Source organism: Aeromonas aquatilis, from assembly GCF_054052405.1.
In genome coordinates, this window is record NZ_JBSTYP010000011.1 from 64050 (window position 1) to 83205 (window position 19156).

The 19156-nt window shown below is 52.5% G+C and carries 16 protein-coding genes and 1 other RNA gene; 14 read left to right on the top strand and 3 right to left on the bottom strand.

The window, feature by feature from the left end; translation table 11 throughout:
* Window positions 1-62 precede the first annotated feature (62 nt).
* From ACW5W8_RS05935 to ACW5W8_RS05950, 4 genes are all read left to right on the top strand, one after another.
* The gene (locus ACW5W8_RS05935) at window positions 63-851 is read left to right on the top strand and encodes a sulfite exporter TauE/SafE family protein (RefSeq protein WP_498626905.1); all 789 of its coding nucleotides are present in this window, start codon (window positions 63-65) and stop codon (window positions 849-851) included.
* A gap of 102 nt (window positions 852-953) precedes the next feature.
* Window positions 954-1050: signal recognition particle sRNA small type (gene ffs / locus ACW5W8_RS05940), an RNA gene on the top strand.
* Between the two features lie 84 nt (window positions 1051-1134).
* Window positions 1135-2253, top strand: a complete 1119-nt coding sequence (locus ACW5W8_RS05945) for a tyrosine-type recombinase/integrase (protein ID WP_498626906.1) — start codon at window positions 1135-1137, stop codon at window positions 2251-2253.
* 88 nt (window positions 2254-2341) lie between these two features.
* Window positions 2342-3184, top strand: coding sequence for an OST-HTH/LOTUS domain-containing protein (locus ACW5W8_RS05950; protein ID WP_429075332.1), 843 nt, complete (start codon window positions 2342-2344; stop codon window positions 3182-3184).
* Window positions 3185-3343: 159 nt separating this feature from the next.
* On the opposite strand, the gene ACW5W8_RS05955 is transcribed toward ACW5W8_RS05950, so the two are convergent.
* On the bottom strand, window positions 3344-5959 hold the full coding sequence (locus ACW5W8_RS05955; protein WP_182969091.1) for a phage/plasmid primase, P4 family: 2616 nt from the start codon (window positions 5957-5959) through the stop codon (window positions 3344-3346).
* Between the two features lie 815 nt (window positions 5960-6774).
* Between ACW5W8_RS05955 and ACW5W8_RS05960 the strand changes: the two genes are divergently transcribed.
* From ACW5W8_RS05960 to ACW5W8_RS05975, 4 genes are read left to right on the top strand one after another with little or no spacing between them, the layout of a single operon-like run.
* Window positions 6775-8751 carry a type I restriction-modification system subunit M gene (locus ACW5W8_RS05960; protein WP_498626908.1) on the top strand — a complete coding sequence of 659 codons (1977 nt, stop codon included), beginning with the start codon at window positions 6775-6777 and terminating at the stop codon, window positions 8749-8751.
* Window positions 8748-10142, top strand: a complete 1395-nt coding sequence (locus ACW5W8_RS05965) for a restriction endonuclease subunit S (protein WP_498626909.1) — start codon at window positions 8748-8750, stop codon at window positions 10140-10142. The genes ACW5W8_RS05960 and ACW5W8_RS05965 overlap by 4 nt, the downstream gene beginning before the upstream one ends.
* Window positions 10139-11401 carry a PDDEXK-like family protein gene (locus tag ACW5W8_RS05970; protein WP_498626910.1) on the top strand — a complete coding sequence of 421 codons (1263 nt, stop codon included), beginning with the start codon at window positions 10139-10141 and terminating at the stop codon, window positions 11399-11401. Before ACW5W8_RS05965 ends, ACW5W8_RS05970 begins: the two co-directional genes overlap by 4 nt.
* A 17-nt stretch (window positions 11402-11418) precedes the next feature.
* Entirely contained in the window at window positions 11419-14592 is a 3174-nt protein-coding gene (locus tag ACW5W8_RS05975) for a type I restriction endonuclease subunit R (protein WP_498626911.1), read from the top strand.
* A gap of 256 nt (window positions 14593-14848) precedes the next feature.
* On the opposite strand, the gene ACW5W8_RS05980 is transcribed toward ACW5W8_RS05975, so the two are convergent.
* Entirely contained in the window at window positions 14849-15190 is a 342-nt protein-coding gene (locus ACW5W8_RS05980) for a hypothetical protein (RefSeq protein WP_144406140.1), read from the bottom strand.
* Window positions 15191-15462: 272 nt separating this feature from the next.
* Here ACW5W8_RS05980 and radC point away from each other — a divergent pair, with 272 nt between their 5' ends.
* The 6 genes from radC to ACW5W8_RS06010 all read left to right on the top strand — a co-directional run bounded on the left by radC (window position 15463) and on the right by ACW5W8_RS06010 (window position 18611).
* Window positions 15463-15930 (top strand): RadC family protein, encoded by a 468-nt coding sequence (gene radC, locus ACW5W8_RS05985; RefSeq protein ID WP_044800094.1) that lies wholly within the window; start codon window positions 15463-15465, stop codon window positions 15928-15930.
* On the top strand, window positions 15927-16295 hold the full coding sequence (locus ACW5W8_RS05990) for a DUF2787 family protein (RefSeq protein WP_408828724.1): 369 nt from the start codon (window positions 15927-15929) through the stop codon (window positions 16293-16295). The genes radC and ACW5W8_RS05990 overlap by 4 nt, the downstream gene beginning before the upstream one ends.
* A gap of 5 nt (window positions 16296-16300) precedes the next feature.
* Window positions 16301-16441, top strand: a complete 141-nt coding sequence (locus ACW5W8_RS05995; RefSeq protein ID WP_164470740.1) for a hypothetical protein — start codon at window positions 16301-16303, stop codon at window positions 16439-16441.
* A complete protein-coding gene (locus ACW5W8_RS06000) occupies window positions 16438-16575 on the top strand; it encodes a hypothetical protein (protein ID WP_201968995.1) in 138 nt (45 codons plus the stop codon). The genes ACW5W8_RS05995 and ACW5W8_RS06000 overlap by 4 nt, the downstream gene beginning before the upstream one ends.
* Before the next feature lie 651 nt (window positions 16576-17226).
* Entirely contained in the window at window positions 17227-17778 is a 552-nt protein-coding gene (locus ACW5W8_RS06005; protein ID WP_498626912.1) for a recombinase family protein, read from the top strand.
* A gap of 26 nt (window positions 17779-17804) precedes the next feature.
* Window positions 17805-18611: a hypothetical protein gene (locus ACW5W8_RS06010; RefSeq protein WP_068979289.1), complete on the top strand. Its 807-nt coding sequence runs from the start codon at window positions 17805-17807 to the stop codon at window positions 18609-18611.
* A 278-nt stretch (window positions 18612-18889) separates the two neighbouring features.
* On the opposite strand, the gene ACW5W8_RS06015 is transcribed toward ACW5W8_RS06010, so the two are convergent.
* Window positions 18890-19072, bottom strand: a complete 183-nt coding sequence (locus ACW5W8_RS06015) for a hypothetical protein (RefSeq protein WP_021230269.1) — start codon at window positions 19070-19072, stop codon at window positions 18890-18892.
* Between the last annotated feature and the right edge of the window lie 84 nt (window positions 19073-19156).

Here is a 19156-nt window from a genome sequence, read left to right on the forward strand (position 1 = left end):
CATGCTGATATCCAGTGTCGTCCGGCCGAGTTGGCCGTTTATCGTTCAAAACAGGAATTTTTATGCTGTTTATGGGTTACCTCCTGCTGGGCGCCTTTGCCGGTATGCTGGCGGGACTGTTCGGGATCGGCGGCGGTCTTATCATTGTCCCCGTGCTGGTCATGACCTTTCGCGCTCAGGGTATCGACCCTGAAATAATTACCCATCTGGCCCTCGGCACCTCGTTGCCCACCATGATCTTTACAGGATTCAGCTCGCTTAGAGCACATCAGGAAGCGGGCGCCGTCGACTGGGTAATGATCCGCCGTCTTGGCGCCGGCATGCTGATCGGCGGCTGGCTCGGTGGCATGACCGCCAATCTGCTCAGTGCCAGCACCCTCAATATCATCATCGGCTGTTTCGCCTGGAGCATGGCATTGCAGATGGGGCTCAACCTCAAGCCCAAAGCGGAGCGCCATATGCCGGGGGCGCTCGGCACAGGCATCGCCGGTACCATCATTGGCTGGATGTCAGCGCTGTTTGGTATTGGCGGTGGCTCGCTGACCGTCCCTTACCTGAGCTGGAACTCGGTGCCAATGCGCAATGCGGTCGCTGCCTCTGCAGCCTGCAGCATGCCCATCGCGCTGGCGGGTAGCCTGAGCTACCTCTATGCAGGGTGGGATCATGCAGATCTGCCCGAGTGGAGTGTTGGCTACATCTATTTGCCCGCCCTGCTGGGCATTGTGCTGACCAGCACCCAGTTTGCCCGCATTGGTGCCAAACTGGCACACTGCCTGTCACCAAAACGCCTCAAGCAGGCATTTGCCCTGTTGATGCTGCTGGTGGGCGCCAAATTTATGCTGTTTAGCTGATTCATTCGGCAGATTGTTGAAAAATAAGGCGAACGAGCTATTGAACGGCAGAAAGCCATTGCATTGAGAGGTCAGTTTGCCTATTCTCCTCGCCGGTGGTCCTATTGGTCCTCTCGCATTGATAACCCGTCGACCTGGTCAGGACCGGAAGGTAGCAGCCAAGGCGGGGGACTCGAGTGCCGGGATGTGGCTGGTAGGGCCACCACTTGTTTCTGCAATTCAATAAGTTAGCTTCCTAAAGCCCTTGGTCATCCACTTTGTGTGGACGACGAGGAGCTCATCGATGAATCTCTGGCTCAGTCCCCACGGCATCTGGTATTACCGGAAAGTCACCACGCTCCCCTGTGGTCGTCGTAAAGAGATCAAAAAATCCCTGCATACCCGAGACAAACTTTGTGCACGTCACAAGGTGACCCAGCTGCTTGCCTGCGTGCGTTCCAGACCGAAATCTGGCGTTGAGCCTGCTGAGGCATCAGAGACCCCACCAAATCAATCGAGCACCAAGCCGGTAGCTCGGGCGGTTAAACCGCTTGCTCCGCTCCTGTCAGTCCTGAGTGACCGCTATCAGAAGGAGAAGGCCCTATCCTGGGCTCCCAAAGAGCGAAAGAACCAGAAAAACTATCTCGGCTCCTTTATCGAGGCACTGGGGGATCGCCCTGTGACCGGCTACAGCAAGGCTGACGTGGTCATGTTCAAGGATGGGCTACTGAACTCGGGTAAGAGTCCGGCCACCATCAACAAGTACCTCCAGAAGCTCTCCCTGTTGTTTAGCTGGCTGGCTAACCATCAGGAGGGGATCGTCAACCATTTCGCTGGGCTCAAGTTGCAGCGGGTCAAAGAGACCAAGGCCAGAAGTGGTTACACGATGGAGGAGAGGCAGAGGTTCGTCCAATGGGCGAAAAGGCAGGAGCCCTATCGCCGCTGGATAGCCCTGTTGGGGCTCTACACGGGGGCACGAGCCAACGAGATCTGCCAGCTCTATGCCGATGATGTTGTGCTGGTGGATAACATCTGGTGTATCAAAGTGCAGGCAGGTAGACCAGACCAGAAGCTCAAGACAGACAACAGCAAACGGCTCATTCCGATCCATTCGGCGGTGCTGGAGACTGGCTTCCTAGCATTTGTGCAAGAGAGGGTGGGGGGAAGGCTCTTCGTCGAACTGCCCCATCGCCAAGACGGCTACAGCCACCTTTGGGGGCAGTGGTTCAGCCGCAACCGGCCGGTGCCTAAAGATTTCCACAGTTTGAGACATACGGTAGCGACAATTCTGAAAGATAAAGGTATTCCTCTTCAATTTGCTGCCGCGATCTTGGGTCATACCAACGGAGCGATCAGTTATGACCGATATGGTGGTGGGGTAGCAGTTGAGAAGTTACAAGCCGCTATCGAAGCTGCACTATGAACGCGTTACATTGGTGAACATCTAATAGGTACTTCAACTCAAATAGCCACTATTAGCTGGATGCTAATGAGCACAAGGAAGAGCTCCGTTGGAACACAATAGGCCTGACACGGCACAATCTGATTTGAATGACTTGAAAGAGCAAATTGCGTTGGAGTACGGGCGATGTCTCCTCCAGCTACAGCAGTTTGAATTGATGCTCAAAGCAGCCCTGCCCACTATGAAGGTGAGCGGATTTTCGGATGAGCTGGTTGGCAACATTGAACGCTATCGCCAGTTTTTAGTTGGAAAGACGCTGGGGCATTTGGTTGGTCAGTGGAGCCAGAGAATTACGCTGGGCGATGAGCAAGAAATTGATGATGCCCTACACAACCGAGCGTACATCAGCATCAGCGTTGGTCTGGAAGACGGGGAATGGATGAGCGAAAAGCTCAAACAATTGGTCGAGTTGCGAAATGAGCTGGTGCATCATTTCCTGTCACGCTTTACGTTGAACTCGGAGGCCAGTTGCCAAGAGGCAATCAGTTATCTGTCTACTGCAGCAAGCACCATCAAGAGCAATAGGGATACGCTACAATCCCTCCTGATCGCTTTTGAAGAAAGTAAGAAGAGACTGCTTGAATTTATTAACTCACCTGTCGGAGAGAGTCTCTATTTGTACGGCATCATCCCGGGTGAACTTGTCGAGAATTGGGAAAATACCACCATTATCCAACAGCTGAAATTTGCAGAGCATTCCTTAGCCAAGAACGGCTGGGTACAGTTAAACGAAGCCATTTATAGCATTGGTCAACGGTGGCCAGACTTATCTCCAAAGCTGTACGGATGTAGTAGTTGGCGGGAGGTCATTCATTGTTCCCAGCTCTTCGAAGTAGACAAGCGGCTATCTCCCACAGGTGGAGTGACTTGGTATCGCACACGCCGAACCTAAATTGATACAGCAATGATGGTTTAGCAACAATCATCCCATCGATACAGATTTCCATAGCTTACGTTATGACGGTGAAGGATCACGGAGTACCGCCTCAGTATGGGGTAGTGATGTGGGCCATAACCGACAACGAAAAGGGGCCCGCAGGCCCCGAAAATATTATTGATTTGATGCAAGGCGGAGCGTGGGGGATGCACTTGGATAAGCATCAAATGCATCATCCCGTAACACAATCCCAATAATTGCAGCCTTGTTACGGTAGCGTGTTGCTTCGAACCCCTTATCCACAAGTTTTTTCTTGAGGATGATTTTACTCATGGTCCACTCTCCGTTCTGCTGAGCCCAGCGGCTAAAAGAAGCGTAGATCTCGTCCATTGTGCACTTGTAGTCACTGCTTGGCTGAGTGCACTCTTCCAAAAAGCTTCCCACCAGATCGGATTCGGCACGGTAGCTCTCGACATCGGCCTTGATGCTTGCTGGCATCGACCGTTTCAGCCCTTGTGCCAGCCACATCTGGGTGCCTTGGATGGCCCAGTTCAAGATACCTGGCAGTTCATCCTGAAGCTTCTGCATCAAGTACGGGTCTAATTGCTCTCCCGTAAATGCTGCATTGAAGGGGATCATCATCATCCGTCGCCACATGCCGGGACTGGTATCCCGGATCACAGGCTTGTGGTTCCCCACCATGACAAGTGAGAAGCGGGGACGGAACTCCATCTCGCTCTTGGCATAAGGGGCCCGAGCGACAATGATGTCGTCACCCGTCATGGCTTTCACTAGGTTCTCATCCATGCGAGAGCCCTCTGGTAGCTCATTAGCTACTACCAGTCGGGCGTCCACCAGCTTGGTCAACGATGGGTTCGGGCCGGTGCTGGCATTGCGGTTAAATAGCAAGACGTTACTGTTGATTTGCCGACTATAGTCCCCGAGCAGTTGCTGAATGACCGACATGAAGGTGCTCTTACCATTACAGCCATTACCATAGAGGAAGAACAACAATTGCTCGTCGGTGCGGCCCGTTATCCAGTAGCCCACACAGCGTTGCAGGAAGGTGGCCAGTTCGGTATCTCCACAGGTGATTTCACTGATGAATTGCTCCCAGCGTGGACAAGTAGCCCCCGAGATATAGACAGCAGGGCTGGCACTGGTCAGCAAATGGGCTCGGCGAGCAGCAAGGAAACATCCAGAGTTCAGATCGATAACCCCGTTACCGACACCAAGTAGCATGGGGTTGGCGTTGAGCTCGGCGAGTTTTATCTGCAGCATCGGTTTGGCTAACTCCAGCATGTTCTGGATGCTCGCCCGACTGAGGCAACGGGTGCCATAGCTGCGAACCATCTTGCCCCATTCCATAGCCTTCTCGTCATCCTTCTCTTTGGCTGTATCGAGTAGCTGCTTTGCAATCTGGTGGAGTTCTTCTCCTACTTGTTTGGCCATGAGCAAAGGGGTTTGGTTGTCTAGTTCCCAGTAGGTCCCATTGAAACAGAGGAAACTGCCAAACTCGGGCACATACTTGAGGTCATGGCCGCATAGTTCAACAAGCCGTTCAGCGTTTCGGCTGTCGTGGAACTCGACTGCCAAGATGGACTGACGGGGGACAATAGTGACGGATTCTGGTTGCAGATCATCATCTTGTGTACCCGTGGCTTCAACTACAGGTTCTCTCAGAGTAAATGCTGCTACCAGCTCCTGCAGAGGGAGTGGATTGTCGCCGTGCAGATACTCGTCGATGTCCTTCACACTATCTGGCAGTTTGACCTGAGTCAGTTTGAGGCCGAGCCGAGCCACCTTGGTGCGGTACTTGTCGCCAGCTTCGTCAGTGTCGAAGAAGGTCATGACATCTCGGTCGGCCAGTTCACGTCCAAGCCATTCCAACTGGGCCTGTGACAGTGTCCCGATGGTTGCTAGTGCGGGACCTGGCCAACCGGCATCCACCAGCGACAGCCGGTCATTCTCTCCCTCGACCAGGGCGACAGGGCCGGGGGCATTTAGACTCTCTTCCCCGTAGAACTGAACCCCGTTAAGCCAGTTTCGGCTCGGCAGTTGGAACTGGTGCTGCTTGTTTGGGTCCTTGAAGGTGAAGCGACTGACTTGTCCGTTGCGGTCGAAGTGCGGGAACACATAGACACCGCTCGGAAAGAAGTCATGAAGTTGGTCAGGGGCATTCTTGCGGGGCTTGACCAGACCGGATGCCAGCCTTTCTTCTTGGGAAAAGCCAGCATCCCGCAACGCTTTGTTCAGGCCACCGGAGAAACCGATGTCCAGCCCTACTAGCACCTCCTCAGAATGGCCACGGAGTTCCACCAGCTCCTCAATGTCCAGACGAGTTTGATAGTGGCGGGCAGCCAGATTGAATAGCTCCTGCAGGCGAGCTGGTGGAGCTGTGTAGACCGGTTGTTCCAAAGGTACGACCTTGGGTGTAGTGGGACTAGCCTCCAGTTCTCCCAGTAGCAGCAGGCGAGCAGCATCGTAGACATTTGGGGCTTGCTTGTATTTGACGATGAGGTCGAGGACATCACCATTCTCTTCACAGCTAAAACAGTGAAAGCTATTTGTTTCAGGATATAAGGTGAAACAATCGTTATGTCCGCACAGTGGGCAACTGCGATCATCCAGTCGATAGATCTCACCAAGTTGTTCTACGTCTTGCCCTGTAAGGGCTGAAGTGACATCAAGAATAGAGAATTTAGCCTTGATATCGGCAAGTTCGAAGTTGAGCGGGTAGCCAGCTTCGGCCAAAGCGAACTCGAGATCGCAATTTGTATGTTGAGACATGATTTCTCTCCAGTTTGACAATCAATTAATAACTCATTGTTTGACTGGCTAGATCTGCCATCTCAAAGGCTGATCGGCGGTCCGTCTACGTTCGAACAAAGGGTTGCCAGATGCTGAGGTAGTGGCCACCAGGAATCCATCATGGGAGCTGGCTTCATGGCCACGGGGACGTAAATTACCCAACACAAGGTCGAAATATACTCAGGGATGGATACACAACAAGAGTGAAAGCATTGCTTTTGCTGCCTTTATACTGTTTTTGAGATCAAACCTCCGAAACGGAGGGTTTGCAATTTGAGGTCAGATTTGATAATCCTAGCCTTCTTCGCTCGGCTTCAAAAAAGCTGCATATACAAAAACGAGATGCAGCGTTCTAGTTAGGGTAAGGGTTTAGCCGTAGAAGCCCCTCAACTTACACCTATGAGTCCCTTCTGCTTTATCCATGTATTCGACACTCTCCCCGTGCCAAAACGGGATGTAAGCCCTCAGGTTTATGTGCCAGTTTTTAAGCATATTTCTTAACTTTTTCATGTGGTTAACTAAATGAAAGGTTCTCTTAATCAGCCCAAAAATCGGCAGAGGGTATGTCTTTTAAGGCTGATTTCGCTTTGTTAATGGGGATGTAGGTCAGCACAAAATCGGCGTGTCAGTATGAAAATACGGCAGGGTATTCGGTTTGGTGACCAAAGTGGGGAAGAAAGGGTTGAGGATAACGGTTGGGATCACGCCCATAGCCAGTCCCCTGTGGTAAACTGCCCGCATTTCCGTTTGGTCCTGAATATGCCTCGGCAGTTCCCCATGTTTTGAGAATCCCAATGACCACCAATATCTCTTCCCTGGCTAGCCTGATCTGGTCGGTTGCCGACCTGCTTCGCGGTGATTTCAAACAGTCCCAGTATGGCCGCATCATCCTGCCCTTTACCGTACTGCGTCGTCTTGAGTGTGTGCTTGCACCAAGCAAGGCCCAGGTGCTGGCCATGGTAGATACCACCAAAGCCATGCCGGAGCTGGCCAAAGAGAAGCTGCTGCTCAATGCCAGCGGCCACGCCTTCTACAACAGCTCTCCGCTGGAACTGGCCAAGCTGGGTGAAACCCATGTGGGTGATAACCTAGATGCCTACGTGCGGGCTTTCTCCAAGGATGCTCGTGAGATCTTCGAGCACTTCAACTTCGATGCCAGCATCAACCTGCTGGAAGATGCCGACCTGCTCTACAAGGTGGTTCGCTCCTTTGCCAACGTGGATCTCTCCCCGGAAGCGGTGGACAACTACCACATGGGTCTGGTGTTTGAAGAGCTGATCCGCCGCTTTGCGGAAAGCTCCAACGAGACAGCCGGTGAGCACTTTACCCCTCGCGATATCGTGCGGCTCACCACCTCCTTGGTGTTTGCCGGTGATGATGAGGCTCTCGGCAAGCCGGGCATTGTGCGTTCTATCTATGACCCCACCGCGGGGACCGGTGGCTTTCTCTCTTGCGGCATGGAGTATCTGCACGAACTGAACCCCGCCGCACGGCTGGCCACCTTCGGTCAGGAGCTCAACCCCGAGTCCTACGCCATCTGCAAGGCCGACATGCTGATCAAGGGGCAGGAGATCAGCAACATCAAGCTGGGCAATACCCTCTCCGATGATCAGCTGCCCTTCAAGACCTTCGATTACTGCCTCTCTAACCCGCCATTCGGGGTGGACTGGAAAAAGGTCGAAAAACAGGTGCGGGATGAATCGACCAAGCTGGGCTTTAACGGCCGCTTTGGCCCAGGCTTGCCACGGGTATCTGACGGCTCCTTACTGTTCCTGATGCACCTTATCGCCAAGATGCAGCAACCCTCGGCCGAGTGTGTGGGCTCCAAGATCGGAATTATCCTCAACGGCTCACCGCTCTTTACCGGTGGGGCGGGCAGTGGCGAGAGCGAGATCCGCCGTTATATCCTCGAGCACGACCTGCTGGATGCGCTGGTGGCCCTGCCCACCGATATGTTCTACAACACCGGCATCGCCACCTATATCTGGGTACTCTCCAACCATAAACCGGCCGAGCGTAAGGGCAAGGTGCTGCTGATTAATGCCAGTGATATGCACAGTCCTATGCGTAAATCGCTGGGCTCCAAGCGCAAGCAGCTGAGCGATGAGGCGTTAAGCGAGATTGTCAGCCTCTATAGCCGCTACGAAGAGAGCCCGATCGCCAAGATCTTCCCCACCACTGCCTTTGGCTATCGCCGTCTGACCATTGAACGGCCGCTGAAACTGGCGTTCTATCCGCAGGATGCCGATCGTCTTGCCAGCCTCACTGCCGACAAGGGATGGGCCAAGCTCGATGGCACTTTGCAGTCTGCCATTCTGACCGCCTTGGGTCAGTTCTCTGAAGCCAAGTTGCTTTCTCGCGACAAATTCAAAAAGCAGCTGACCAAACTGCTGGGAGAGGTAAAGCTGCCTGCCCCAGCCTTTAAGCTGCTGGTAAGCCATCTGGCTGAGCAGGATGACGCCGCTGAAGTGTGTAAAGCCAAGGGCGAGCTGGAAGCCAACCCGGATCTACGGGATAACGAGAATGTGCCGTTGGGGGAGGATATCTATGACTACCTCAAGCGTGAGGTGCTGCCCCATGTGCCAGATGCCTGGATCGACACCAGCAAAACCGATCTGCTGGACGGGCAGGTAGGCATCGTTGGCTACGAGATCCCCTTTAACCGCCACTTCTATCAGTACCAGCCGCCCCGCGATCTGGCGGCTATCGATGCAGATCTCGATGCGGTGGCCAAGGATATTATGCAACTGCTGGCGGAGGTGCATTCATGAGCGGAGTAGTTGCTACAGCTCAGCAAAAGTTGATGGGTAAATATAAACCGTATCCTGAATATAAGGATTCAGAGGTTGAGTGGCTACACTCAATCCCTAAATACTGGCTGTCGACTAAAGTGAAATATGGATTCGATATAACACTAGGGAAAATGTTAACAAAAGAGCCGAAGGATAGTAGTTATGAACTTAAACCCTATCTGAAAGCGATTAATATTCAACCTGAAGGCATTAATGTATCTACTGTTGAAAAAATGTGGTTTTCTCCTTCTGAAATAAAATCGCTTCGGTTAAAAAGAAACGATGTATTGATTAGTGAGGGGGGAGATGTAGGTCGCGCTGCAATTTGGAATGAGGAGTTGCCAGAATGTTATATCCAGAATGCGGTCAACAGGGCTAGAGCATTAAAAAAGCATAGCCCCAGATTTTTCTATTACTGGGTGATTTTTTTAAAGCAATCTGGTTATATAGAAATTCTCTGCAACAAAGCCACAATTGCTCACTATACAGCAGAAAAGGTTGAAGCTAGCCCGTTGTTGCTTCCTATTGAAGACGAGCAACATAATATAGCAGCCTTCCTCGACTACGAAACTGCACGGATTGATCGGCTGATTGCCCAGCAGCTGCAGCTGATCGAACTGCTCAAAGAGAAGCGGCAAGCGGTGATCTCCCACGCCGTCACCAAGGGCCTCAACCCCAACGCCCCCATGAAGGACTCCGGCATCGAGTGGCTTGGCCAGATCCCAGACCATTGGTTATCCAATCGAGTAGGCTGGTGTTGCCAAGTAGGGAATGGTTGTACTCCAAGTCGAGATAATATGGATTACTGGTCGGAAGGAACGTATCCGTGGCTTAATAGTGGAAAGGTCAATGATGGTTACATCATTTCAGCTGAACAGTTTGTCACGGTAACGGCGCTGAAAGAATGTAGCTTACCAAAAGTGCCTGCAGGCAGCATTGTCATGGCCATTACAGGGGAAGGTAAGACCCGTGGTTCTGTTGCAATGACGAGCATAGATACGACCTTAAGTCAGCATCTGGCATTTATAACTGTGACTAGCAAAAAATTATCCCCCATGTATTTACGTATATGGTTGGAATCACAATATCAGCGAATCCGATTTGAGTCAGAAGGGTGGGGAAGTACAAAAGCTGCAATAACTTGTAGTGATATCAAATCTTATCCACTACCCGAACCACCATTAAACGAACAGTTGAAAATTGTTGAGTATGTTGGAGAGAGGAGTAAGACGTTCGATTTGTTAATTCAGAAATCAGAATCAATGATCTCTGTTCTACAAGAACGCCGCACGGCCCTGATCTCTGCCGCCGTGACCGGCAAGATCGATCTGCGTGGCTGGACACCGCCAGCAGAAGAGGCCGCTTCATGAGCTCACTGTCGCAAACTGAGGCGACTGATGCCATTGCTCCAGCCAGCAATAACGAACAGTACCGCTGGCTGACCGAGTTGATTTTCGATAGCAAGGAGCTCGATAAGCTGGGGGGCATGGTCTCCGAGTTCAACCTGTTTGAAGCGATGGGGATGGTGCGTCAGGAGATCCGTCACTCCCATTTTCTCGGCACCCTCTTCAATCCCCGTGAGCCCCATGGTTTGGGCTCTCGCTTCTTTGAGTCGCTGCTTTCAAGGTTGCTCTATGACTTGCCGGATCGACGTAGTGGCGAAGTCTCCCTGCTCGATATCGATCTCTGTGATTACGACGACCTGCAGGTATTTCGTGAGCAAGACCGTATCGATCTGCTGCTGGTGAGCGAGCAAAACCGTCAGGTCTTTGTTATCGAGAACAAGATTGATGCCGGTGAGCACGGCAATCAACTGGAACGGTATGAGCAGGCCGTAAACCGCCGCTACCCCGAGCATCGCAAGGTCTTTGTCTTTTTGACCCTCGACGGCAGCGAGGCCAGTCGCGATGGCTGGTTAAACCTGAGCTATGCCCAGGTGATTGAATGCCTGAGCGAACTGGTCACTGATTATGGCCACCAGATCCCGCCATCAGCCCGTATCGGCATCGAGCACTACATCACCCTATTCAAGCGATATTTTATGGAAGATACCGAGATTGCGGAGCTCTGCCGCCGCATTTACAAGAAGCACCAGAAAGCCCTTGATCTTATTTTTGAGCACAGACCTGCTGATGGTGATGGCCGAACCGAGCGTCGGGATTGGGCGAAAGATGTTATCGCTCTTGTCGCAGAGCAACACGGTTGGGGGCTCGATAGTGAGACAAGAACCATGGTTCGCTACACCCATTTGCCGTGGGATGACGGGAAGGGGATGCGTTCTTCAAACTGGACCAAAAGTGGCCGCGTTGTGCTGTTTGAAATCCAGAGCAATACCGACAAGCTGGAGCTGAAACTGCTGATTGGCCCAAGCAGTGATACTGCGTTGCGTGACCATCTGTTTGGCTGTGTTGAACAGAGTAAGGTCGCCGCTTTGTCGACGCGAAAACTGCGGCAAAGCCCGCAATGGAGCCAAGTCTACTCACTGCGTCTGCTCGATAAAAAACACACTGTCGATGAGCCTGACGAAGAAGCGTGCAAAAAACAGATCGACAAGAAGCTACAGCACTTCTGGTCACACGACTGGCCCCTTCTGAAAGATACCATGAACAAGGCGATTGAGACCTTGTAGCGAGGATGGCGATAACAATGGATAACAAAGCACGGGAAAAGGCATTTCAAGACCATATCATCGCGCAGCTGGCCGCCTCGGGTTGGCTGGTGGGCGAGTCGTCTCACTACGACAAAGAGCGAGCACTCTATCCGGAAGACTTGATCGCCTTTGTGCAAGAGAGCCAGCCGGAGGGGTGGCAGAAGTTCAGCAAGTTCTATGGCGAACAGCCGGAACGCCATCTGCTGGATGGTGCGGTGCGCCAGCTGAAACGCAGTGAAGGGGGAACCCTGTGGTTGCTGCGTAATCAGATTGAAGATCGCGGCCATCGGCTCAAGGTGGCCAGCTTCAAGCCGGATCATGACTTGAATCCCGAGTTGCTGGCTCGTTATCAGGCCAACCGGCTGCGGGTTGTGCCCGAGTTGGTCTATAGCCCCCATGGCTATGATGGCCGTATCGATCTGACCCTCTTTTTGAATGGCATCCCGGTGGCGACACTGGAGCTCAAATCTTGCTTCAAGCAGTCGCTGGAGAATGCCAAAAAGCAGTATCGGGAAGATCGCTTGCCCAAGACCAACGGGCGTGATGAGCCACTGCTGAGTTTTCGCCGCGGGGCGCTGGTGCACTTTGCAGTGAATCAGTTCGAGGTGGCCATGACCACCAAGTTGGCGGGCGACTCGACTTTCTTCCTGCCATTCAATCAGGGCACCCGTGAGGGTGGGGCGGGCAATGATCAGTCCTTGCCAGTGAATGGTGAGGAGGGCATTGCTACCGGTTATCTGTGGCAAGAGATCCTGCAACCGGATAACTTCTTGCGGATACTGAGCCGCTATCTGCACCTTGAGGTCAAGGTGGAAGAGGATGAGCTGGGGCGGCAGAACAAGAAAGAGACGATGATCTTCCCTCGCTATCACCAGTGGAAAGTGGTTCAGAATTTGTTGGCCACCGTGGGACAGGAGGGGGCTGGTCAGAAGTACCTGATCCAGCATTCGGCGGGGTCTGGCAAATCCAACTCCATTGCCTGGCTGACCCATCAGCTGGCCTCGCTCTACCTGGATAAAGGGGAGAAGTTGTTCAATTCGGTGATTGTGATTACCGATAGAACGGTGCTCGACAGCCAGTTGCAAGAGACTATCGCCCAGTTTGACCATGCTGATGGGGTGGTGAGTCGCATCAACCGGGAAGAGGGAGATGGCTCCAAGTCGGCACAGCTGACTGAGGCACTGGCCAGTGGCACGCCCATTATCATCGTCACCATTCAAACCTTCCCGCACGTACTCAAGGCCATTCAGGAATCGACCACACTGAAAGGCTCTCGCTTTGCGGTGGTTGCCGATGAGGCGCATTCAAGCCAGACCGGCAGCACGGCTCGTCAGTTGCGTGAAGTCTTGATGGCCGAGCAGCTGGATGGGGAAGAGGAACTCAGCGGCGAAGATGTGATGAACATGACGCTGGCCGCTCGCGGTGGCAGCCAGAACATCAGCTACTTCGCTTTTACGGCAACCCCGAAGGGTAAAACGCTGGAACTGTTTGGCCGCCCAGCGAACCCGGCGATGCCGCTTGGCCCGGATAACAAGCCCAAGCCATTTCATGTTTACTCCATGCGTCAGGCGATCGAGGAGGGTTTTATCCTCGATGTGCTGAAGAACTACACAAACTATTCGCTTGCTTACAAACTCGCCATGAAGGCAGAGGAGGCTGATAAGGAAGTGGATGCCAAGAAGGCTCGCATCAGGCTATCCAAGTGGGTGCGGCTACACCCGCACAATATCGGCCAGAAAGTGGCGATCATCGTTGAGCATTTCCGCACCAACGTGGCCAATCTCCTTGGAGGGCAGGCCAAGGCGATGGTTGTGACGTCGAGTCGGCTGGAGGCGGTTCGCTACAAGCTGGCGTTCGACAAGTATGTAACAGAGCAAGGCTATGGTGCTATTCGTGCCATGGTGGCGTTCTCTGGCGACATCGAAGAGGAAGGGCAGAGCTTTAACGAGCGGAACATGAACCCCGAGCTTAATGGGCGGGACATGCGTAAGGCATTCGATACCCAGGACTATCAGGTGATGCTGGTGGCCAACAAGTTTCAGACCGGTTTCGATCAGCCCAAGCTGTGTGCCATGTATGTGGACAAGAAGCTGACAGGAGTGGATTGCATCCAGACCCTTTCTCGCCTCAACCGCACCTATCCCGGCAAGGAGAGCACCTTTGTGCTCGATTTTGTGAATGATCCGCAGGATGTGCTGGAAGAGTTCCAAAAATATTTTGAGACCGCCACCCTCGATACCGTATCCGACCCCAATCTGGTCTATGACCTGTTCCACAAGCTGAAAGCAACGGGGATCTTTACCTGGAGCGAGGTGGAGGCGTTTAGTGATGCCTATTTCGATCCCAAGCGTGGGACCGAAGCCTTGCCCGGTTATATCAAACCGGCAGTCGAACGGTTCACCAAACGTTACAAGCTGGCGAGTGAAGCTGTGCGGGAGTGTCGCCAGATGCTTAAACGCATCGAGCGTGAAGGCGGGTCTGCGACTGACAAGGTAAATGCCGAACGGCGGGTCAAAGAAGCGACCGAAGCCAGGGGCGAGCTGGATCTCTTCAAGAAAGATCTCAACAGCTATGTGCGGTTCTATGAGTTTGTCTCCCAGATCACCGCCTTTGATGACGAATCATTGGAGCGGCTCTGCGTGTTCGCCCGCCACCTGCTGCCGATGCTGCGTCAGGAGGTGCTGGAGGAGGATGAGATTGACCTCTCCCAGGTGTTGCTGAGCCATTACAACCTCAAGGCCAAGCGAACTCAGGATCTCAAGCTCAAAGCTGATGCAAGCGGCAATGGCTTGCAGGGCATTTCGGCGCTTGGCAGTGCTAAAGCAAAAGAGGAGAAGAAAGACTTCCTCTCTCACATCCTAGAGCAATTGAACGATCTGTTCGGTACAGAGGTGACGGATGGGGACAAGCTGGATTGGCTGCAGGGGATGGCCAGCAAGATTGCGGAAAACCAGCCCTTGATGGATCAGGTGCGAAATAACCCCCGCGACGCCATCATGCTGGGTGACTATCCCAAGGCGGTTGATGCGGCCGTGATCGAGCGGATGGATATCCAGAACGGCATGTCGCTGGACTACCTCTCTCGACCCGAGGCGGCCAACCGTATCCAGAGCCTACTACTGGATATCTTGCTCAAAGGCTTGCAGGGGGGATTGAGCCATCAGAATTAAGTGGGGTTAATTGGCACCATTGTTCCCCAGCCTAATAACAGGAGGGGGAAGAGGTGATTATGGTCAACTGCCGATTTTGAGGCATATCTATGAACTTTTCTTATCATCGGTAGCATAGAGAAGATCGTATTAATGCATAGAAATCGGCAGATTAATTACCTCGCTTGGTGTTGCAATCGGTTGGGTAATCTTAACTGTTGAATGAACAAGGGGTCCCGAAGGACCCCTTGGGGTTATAGCAAGCAGCTCAAGTAATTTAGCGCGATCTGACGCAATGATAGATAGTATCTGCAACGCATCTCAATACCGGTAATGGAGCCATATCGGTAGCCATCGTATTCTGGGCAACACCGCCATCAACACCATAAAAGTCCATGATTTCATGGATTTTGGCAATCTGCTGCGGTGTTACGTTTAATTCACCGAATAGACGGCCCTGAATCGGATTTTCATCACAAGGCACAATCCACAATGCTTGTGTGCCAGCATGGTCACAATCTGAAAAAAGAATATTCAGCTTGTGTTGGCCGGGCAAACTTTGCGCCAGTGTGCGACTCATTAACAAATAGCTGCTGTGTGCTTCGTGTTGATAACGCATAGGTGTTTCCTCATGGTTGGTTTCGTTTGGCTTATATCGATTGCCGTAAGTCGAATGTGTTGCCAAACACCATGTGGATTAAACAGATCCCTGTTTTACCTGGAATTATCAACCCAAGTAATTAATAACATTGCTTGAGGTATATTGACAAGAGGGTGCTGGGTGAGTCATCACTGGGCTTATACCTGAATGTCCAGTATTTAATTTATCAATAATGCGGAGTGTTCTTGGCATAAGTAACTCGTGTATCCAAACGACGCGAGGTTACTGTTATGACACACCACTATGATGATCACCCCGGACAGGGCGATCACATCATCAATCAAGCTTTGGCCATTCTGGAGAGCCGACAGCGGCATCTGGGCCATGCCTTCACTCAGCCCAAAGCGGCAGCAGACTTCCTTCGGCTCAAGATGGGTGAATACGAGCGGGAAGTGTTCGCCGTCATGCTGCTCGACAATCAGCATCGGCTACTCGATTACCAAGAGCTGTTCTTCGGCACTATCAATGCTGGCACCGTTCACCCCCGTGAGGTGGTCAAGGCGGCTCTCAACAAAAACTCCGCAGCGGTCATTCTGGCCCATAACCATCCCTCTGGTATGGTCGATCCCTCGGATGCCGACAAGGCTGTCACAGCTCGTCTCAAGGAGTTGCTCGAGATGGTTGACGTGCGAGTGCTCGACCACTTTGTGGTGGGACAGCACGACATCGTCTCGTTTGCCGATAGGGGGCTGCTATGACCCCATCCAAACAGCTACAGGCTCTGTTCGACAAGATCATCGGCAGCTACCCCGATGCCACTGTCCTGACCCTCAACTTCCGAAGTCCCGATTATTCCGCCGACACTGGTGGATACCGTCCGGTCGAAATTCGTCTGGAGAAACGGGCTGGGAGTTGGGGGCTCCTCTATGTGACGGAGTTCTGCTATGTCACCGATGAGCTGACTAAGTCGCTGGATTTCGACTTCGCCGCTGGGGTGTTCTACGACCCCTGGTGTGGAGAACGGCCGTTGGCCACAACCATGGACCTCTACCGGCTCTGGGAGAGGAACTTTCTCACCTATTACCGGATGGAGGTTTACCACTTGGATATTTCCCAAGAGTGACTGTTATGAACGACTTCACGAAAGCCCTGCTGCTCGATGCCTTGAAAGCGGCATTGACGGCATTTGCATCGGTCATCGTCAACGCGATGATGGCTCGCTATATGCCACCACACTTCTACAACATGAATGGAGATGAATACCAATGAAGAAGATGATCCTGAGTTCCTTGGCCCTGGCAGTATTGACCAGTGGCACTCTGTTTATTCACCAGCAACGTAAGGTCAAGAAGGCTGAATTGGCTAAGGTATTGCGGATGCCTGGTAGTACAACACATCATTAAGTCGAACCTGCAACCTACATATGTACTATTCAGATAATTATGAGTCCGTCATGCTGACAGAATGGGGTGGCGTTACCTGCATGGTACATATGTACCATTCAGATCATAACGAGTCCGTTAATTCGTCAGGGTGGGGCGAGGCTACCTGCATGGTACATATGTACCATTCAGATCATAACGAGTCCGTTAATTCGTCAGGATGGGGCGAGGCTACCTGCATGGTACATATGTACCATTCAGGTCATAACGAGTCTGTTAATTCGTCATGATGGTGCGAGACTACCTGCATGGTACATATGTACCACTCAGGTCATAACGAGTCCGTTTATTCGTTAGGATGGGGTGACGCTACCTGCATAGTACATATGTACCATTCAGATAAAAACGAGTCCCTTTGTCATTAGGCTCCTTGGCGAGTAGCTCTAACATATGTAGTAAACAGATATCTCTGGCCCTTTATGGGCACCTAAAAACCCCTGCGGGCCCTCCATCACGGAGCGGCCCGTTTTCATTTGTATCACTGGCACAGGTCAATAGACCAAGCCCGTGTGACGCGAGCGAAAATGCCACTTTTTGCCGGTCATATGGGTTCCTTTCGACCTTCTGACCGGTCGCGTCAGTGTACCTTGCCCTATTGACCAGGAGGAGACCATGGCACTGGTGGGATATGCACGTGTCAGCACGGTGGGGCAGAGCCTGGATGCCCAGCTTCAGGCACTGGCCGAGTGCAGCAAGATATTCCAGGAAAAAGTGAGCGGGGCCAAGGATGACCGCCCGCAGCTCTCGTTGATGCTGGATTTTGTTCGTGAGGGAGACGTAGTGATGGTGACCAAGCTGGATCGCTTGGCTCGCAACACTCGCCACCTGTTGGAGATCTCGGAGTACCTGCACGCTAAGCGGGTTGCTCTGAGGATTTTGAATCTGGGTATCGATACCTCGACACCGACCGGAAAACTGATGCTGACCATGATCGGTGCCATCGCCACGTTTGAGCGGGAACTGATGTTGGAGCGTCAGGCGGAAGGGATTGCTATGGCAAAACAGCGTGGGGTCTACAAGGGCCGCAAGCCGACAGCCATGGCGAAGGGGGATGAGGTGCAGGCGCTCGCAGCAAGAGGGCTCGCCAAGGCTGAAATCGCACGTCGAACGGGGATCAGTCTCTCCAGTGTGCAGCGGATCTTGCGTGGGCTGTCTGGCGAATGAGTGGTTTTGACAACAAGGATAACGACATGGAACAAGAGAAGACGAAACAAGATTCTGGCCGGTTCTTCGAGCAGAGGGAAACTGCATCGACACAGGTCGCGGGCAAGTGGGCCCGTTATCGCGATTGGCTAAAGCACTCTGTGCGATTAGAACTTCCATCCAATTCAACCGAGGTCAATAACAACCCCTATCTGCGGGGAGGGATCTGCAGTTATAACGCCTATCTCTCGGGCATGCTGAGGGCTCACCTGTGGGGATTGTGGCTGACGGCACTTCTCGTGCTCGCCTGGCAGTTTCTATTGCCTCGAATGGACCTTGTTATTAACCACGATGCGGGGCTCTGGATCATCATGGGCACGGTTGTAGTTGGGACATTGCACTGGGCCATTCTGGTCTTTATTGGCTATGAGAAACGCCTCCAGGCAGCCGCACTCACAGACCCATTGAGCCGCATGATTGGCGTTGCTATCGTTACGATTACTGCGGCGGGAGTGATTCTTGGCTGGTATCTCAGTATCGAACGGTCGGCATGGTTCGCTCGCTTTGCCGAACATTCGAGAATTAATGCTGAGGTCTATGGACGGGGCTTTGATGTTACGGCCAAGACGGCAGAGCAGTTGTCTTCAATGGGTTACGATTCATGGATATTGGCAGGCCAAGTGATGGTCTACGTTGGCTTGGCTCTACTCTTCTTGATCCCAAGTTACCGCAACAGCGATAACCTTGCAGAGGAGATGAAAGAGGAGATTGGTAAGGTTCAGGGATATCCTACCCAGATCTTGTTATTGTTCCATTTGCTTCTGCTGTTTCCGGCAGTGGCGATTCTGGCCTAGTAGACTTGAAGGAGCTCACATCAGAGCTCCTTTTCTTTAGCAGGTATGCAAGGCATCAAGCCGGTAGCGGTGCTTGGCTCGGCAACCACGGCACCATGATTGTATCCTGGTTACACCAGCCATCCGCCTGAATCCGAACTCTCCTGCTCGATAGAACACATGAACGCCAGCCTGTTCTGAACAGTTCGGGCAGCTTTTGAGTTTCTGCCCATTTTGATGGAACACAACAGAATGATTGAGGGGCTGGCCACAAGAGCACTGGTCGGTCATCGATGAACTCACTTACGGCGGTTGTCGGTTTCTTTGGCTACCCCTTTGAAGGGCTCCCCACCTTGTTTCTGCTCGATAAACTTGCCGCTATCCGTATCGCGTTTCGTCCAGTTCCCGTTAACCGGGTTCTGAACTTGGGTACGGTCGTTGACGGAACCTTGTCGATAGCCTTTGCCTGTGTTCGTAGCCATATGTCACCTCGGGTTTAAGTGAGACCCAAAGTTACCATTAGATTTCATTTTGCTCAATATTGGGTTGATTGTTGAGCTGTCGAG

Coding starts and splice junctions, on each gene's coding strand:
- ACW5W8_RS05955 (WP_182969091.1), bottom strand. CDS start 5,959: ATGTCTCAACATACAAATTGCGATCTCGAGTTCGCTTTGGCCGAAGCT.
- ACW5W8_RS05945 (WP_498626906.1), top strand. CDS start 1,135: ATGAATCTCTGGCTCAGTCCCCACGGCATCTGGTATTACCGGAAAGTC.
- ACW5W8_RS06005 (WP_498626912.1), top strand. CDS start 17,227: ATGGCACTGGTGGGATATGCACGTGTCAGCACGGTGGGGCAGAGCCTG.
- ACW5W8_RS05960 (WP_498626908.1), top strand. CDS start 6,775: ATGACCACCAATATCTCTTCCCTGGCTAGCCTGATCTGGTCGGTTGCC.
- ACW5W8_RS06010 (WP_068979289.1), top strand. CDS start 17,805: ATGGAACAAGAGAAGACGAAACAAGATTCTGGCCGGTTCTTCGAGCAG.
- ACW5W8_RS05995 (WP_164470740.1), top strand. CDS start 16,301: ATGAACGACTTCACGAAAGCCCTGCTGCTCGATGCCTTGAAAGCGGCA.
- ACW5W8_RS05970 (WP_498626910.1), top strand. CDS start 10,139: ATGAGCTCACTGTCGCAAACTGAGGCGACTGATGCCATTGCTCCAGCC.
- ACW5W8_RS06015 (WP_021230269.1), bottom strand. CDS start 19,072: ATGGCTACGAACACAGGCAAAGGCTATCGACAAGGTTCCGTCAACGAC.
- ACW5W8_RS05990 (WP_408828724.1), top strand. CDS start 15,927: ATGACCCCATCCAAACAGCTACAGGCTCTGTTCGACAAGATCATCGGC.
- ACW5W8_RS05975 (WP_498626911.1), top strand. CDS start 11,419: ATGGATAACAAAGCACGGGAAAAGGCATTTCAAGACCATATCATCGCG.
- radC (WP_044800094.1), top strand. CDS start 15,463: ATGACACACCACTATGATGATCACCCCGGACAGGGCGATCACATCATC.
- ACW5W8_RS05935 (WP_498626905.1), top strand. CDS start 63: ATGCTGTTTATGGGTTACCTCCTGCTGGGCGCCTTTGCCGGTATGCTG.
- ACW5W8_RS05980 (WP_144406140.1), bottom strand. CDS start 15,190: ATGCGTTATCAACACGAAGCACACAGCAGCTATTTGTTAATGAGTCGC.
- ACW5W8_RS05965 (WP_498626909.1), top strand. CDS start 8,748: ATGAGCGGAGTAGTTGCTACAGCTCAGCAAAAGTTGATGGGTAAATAT.
- ACW5W8_RS06000 (WP_201968995.1), top strand. CDS start 16,438: ATGAAGAAGATGATCCTGAGTTCCTTGGCCCTGGCAGTATTGACCAGT.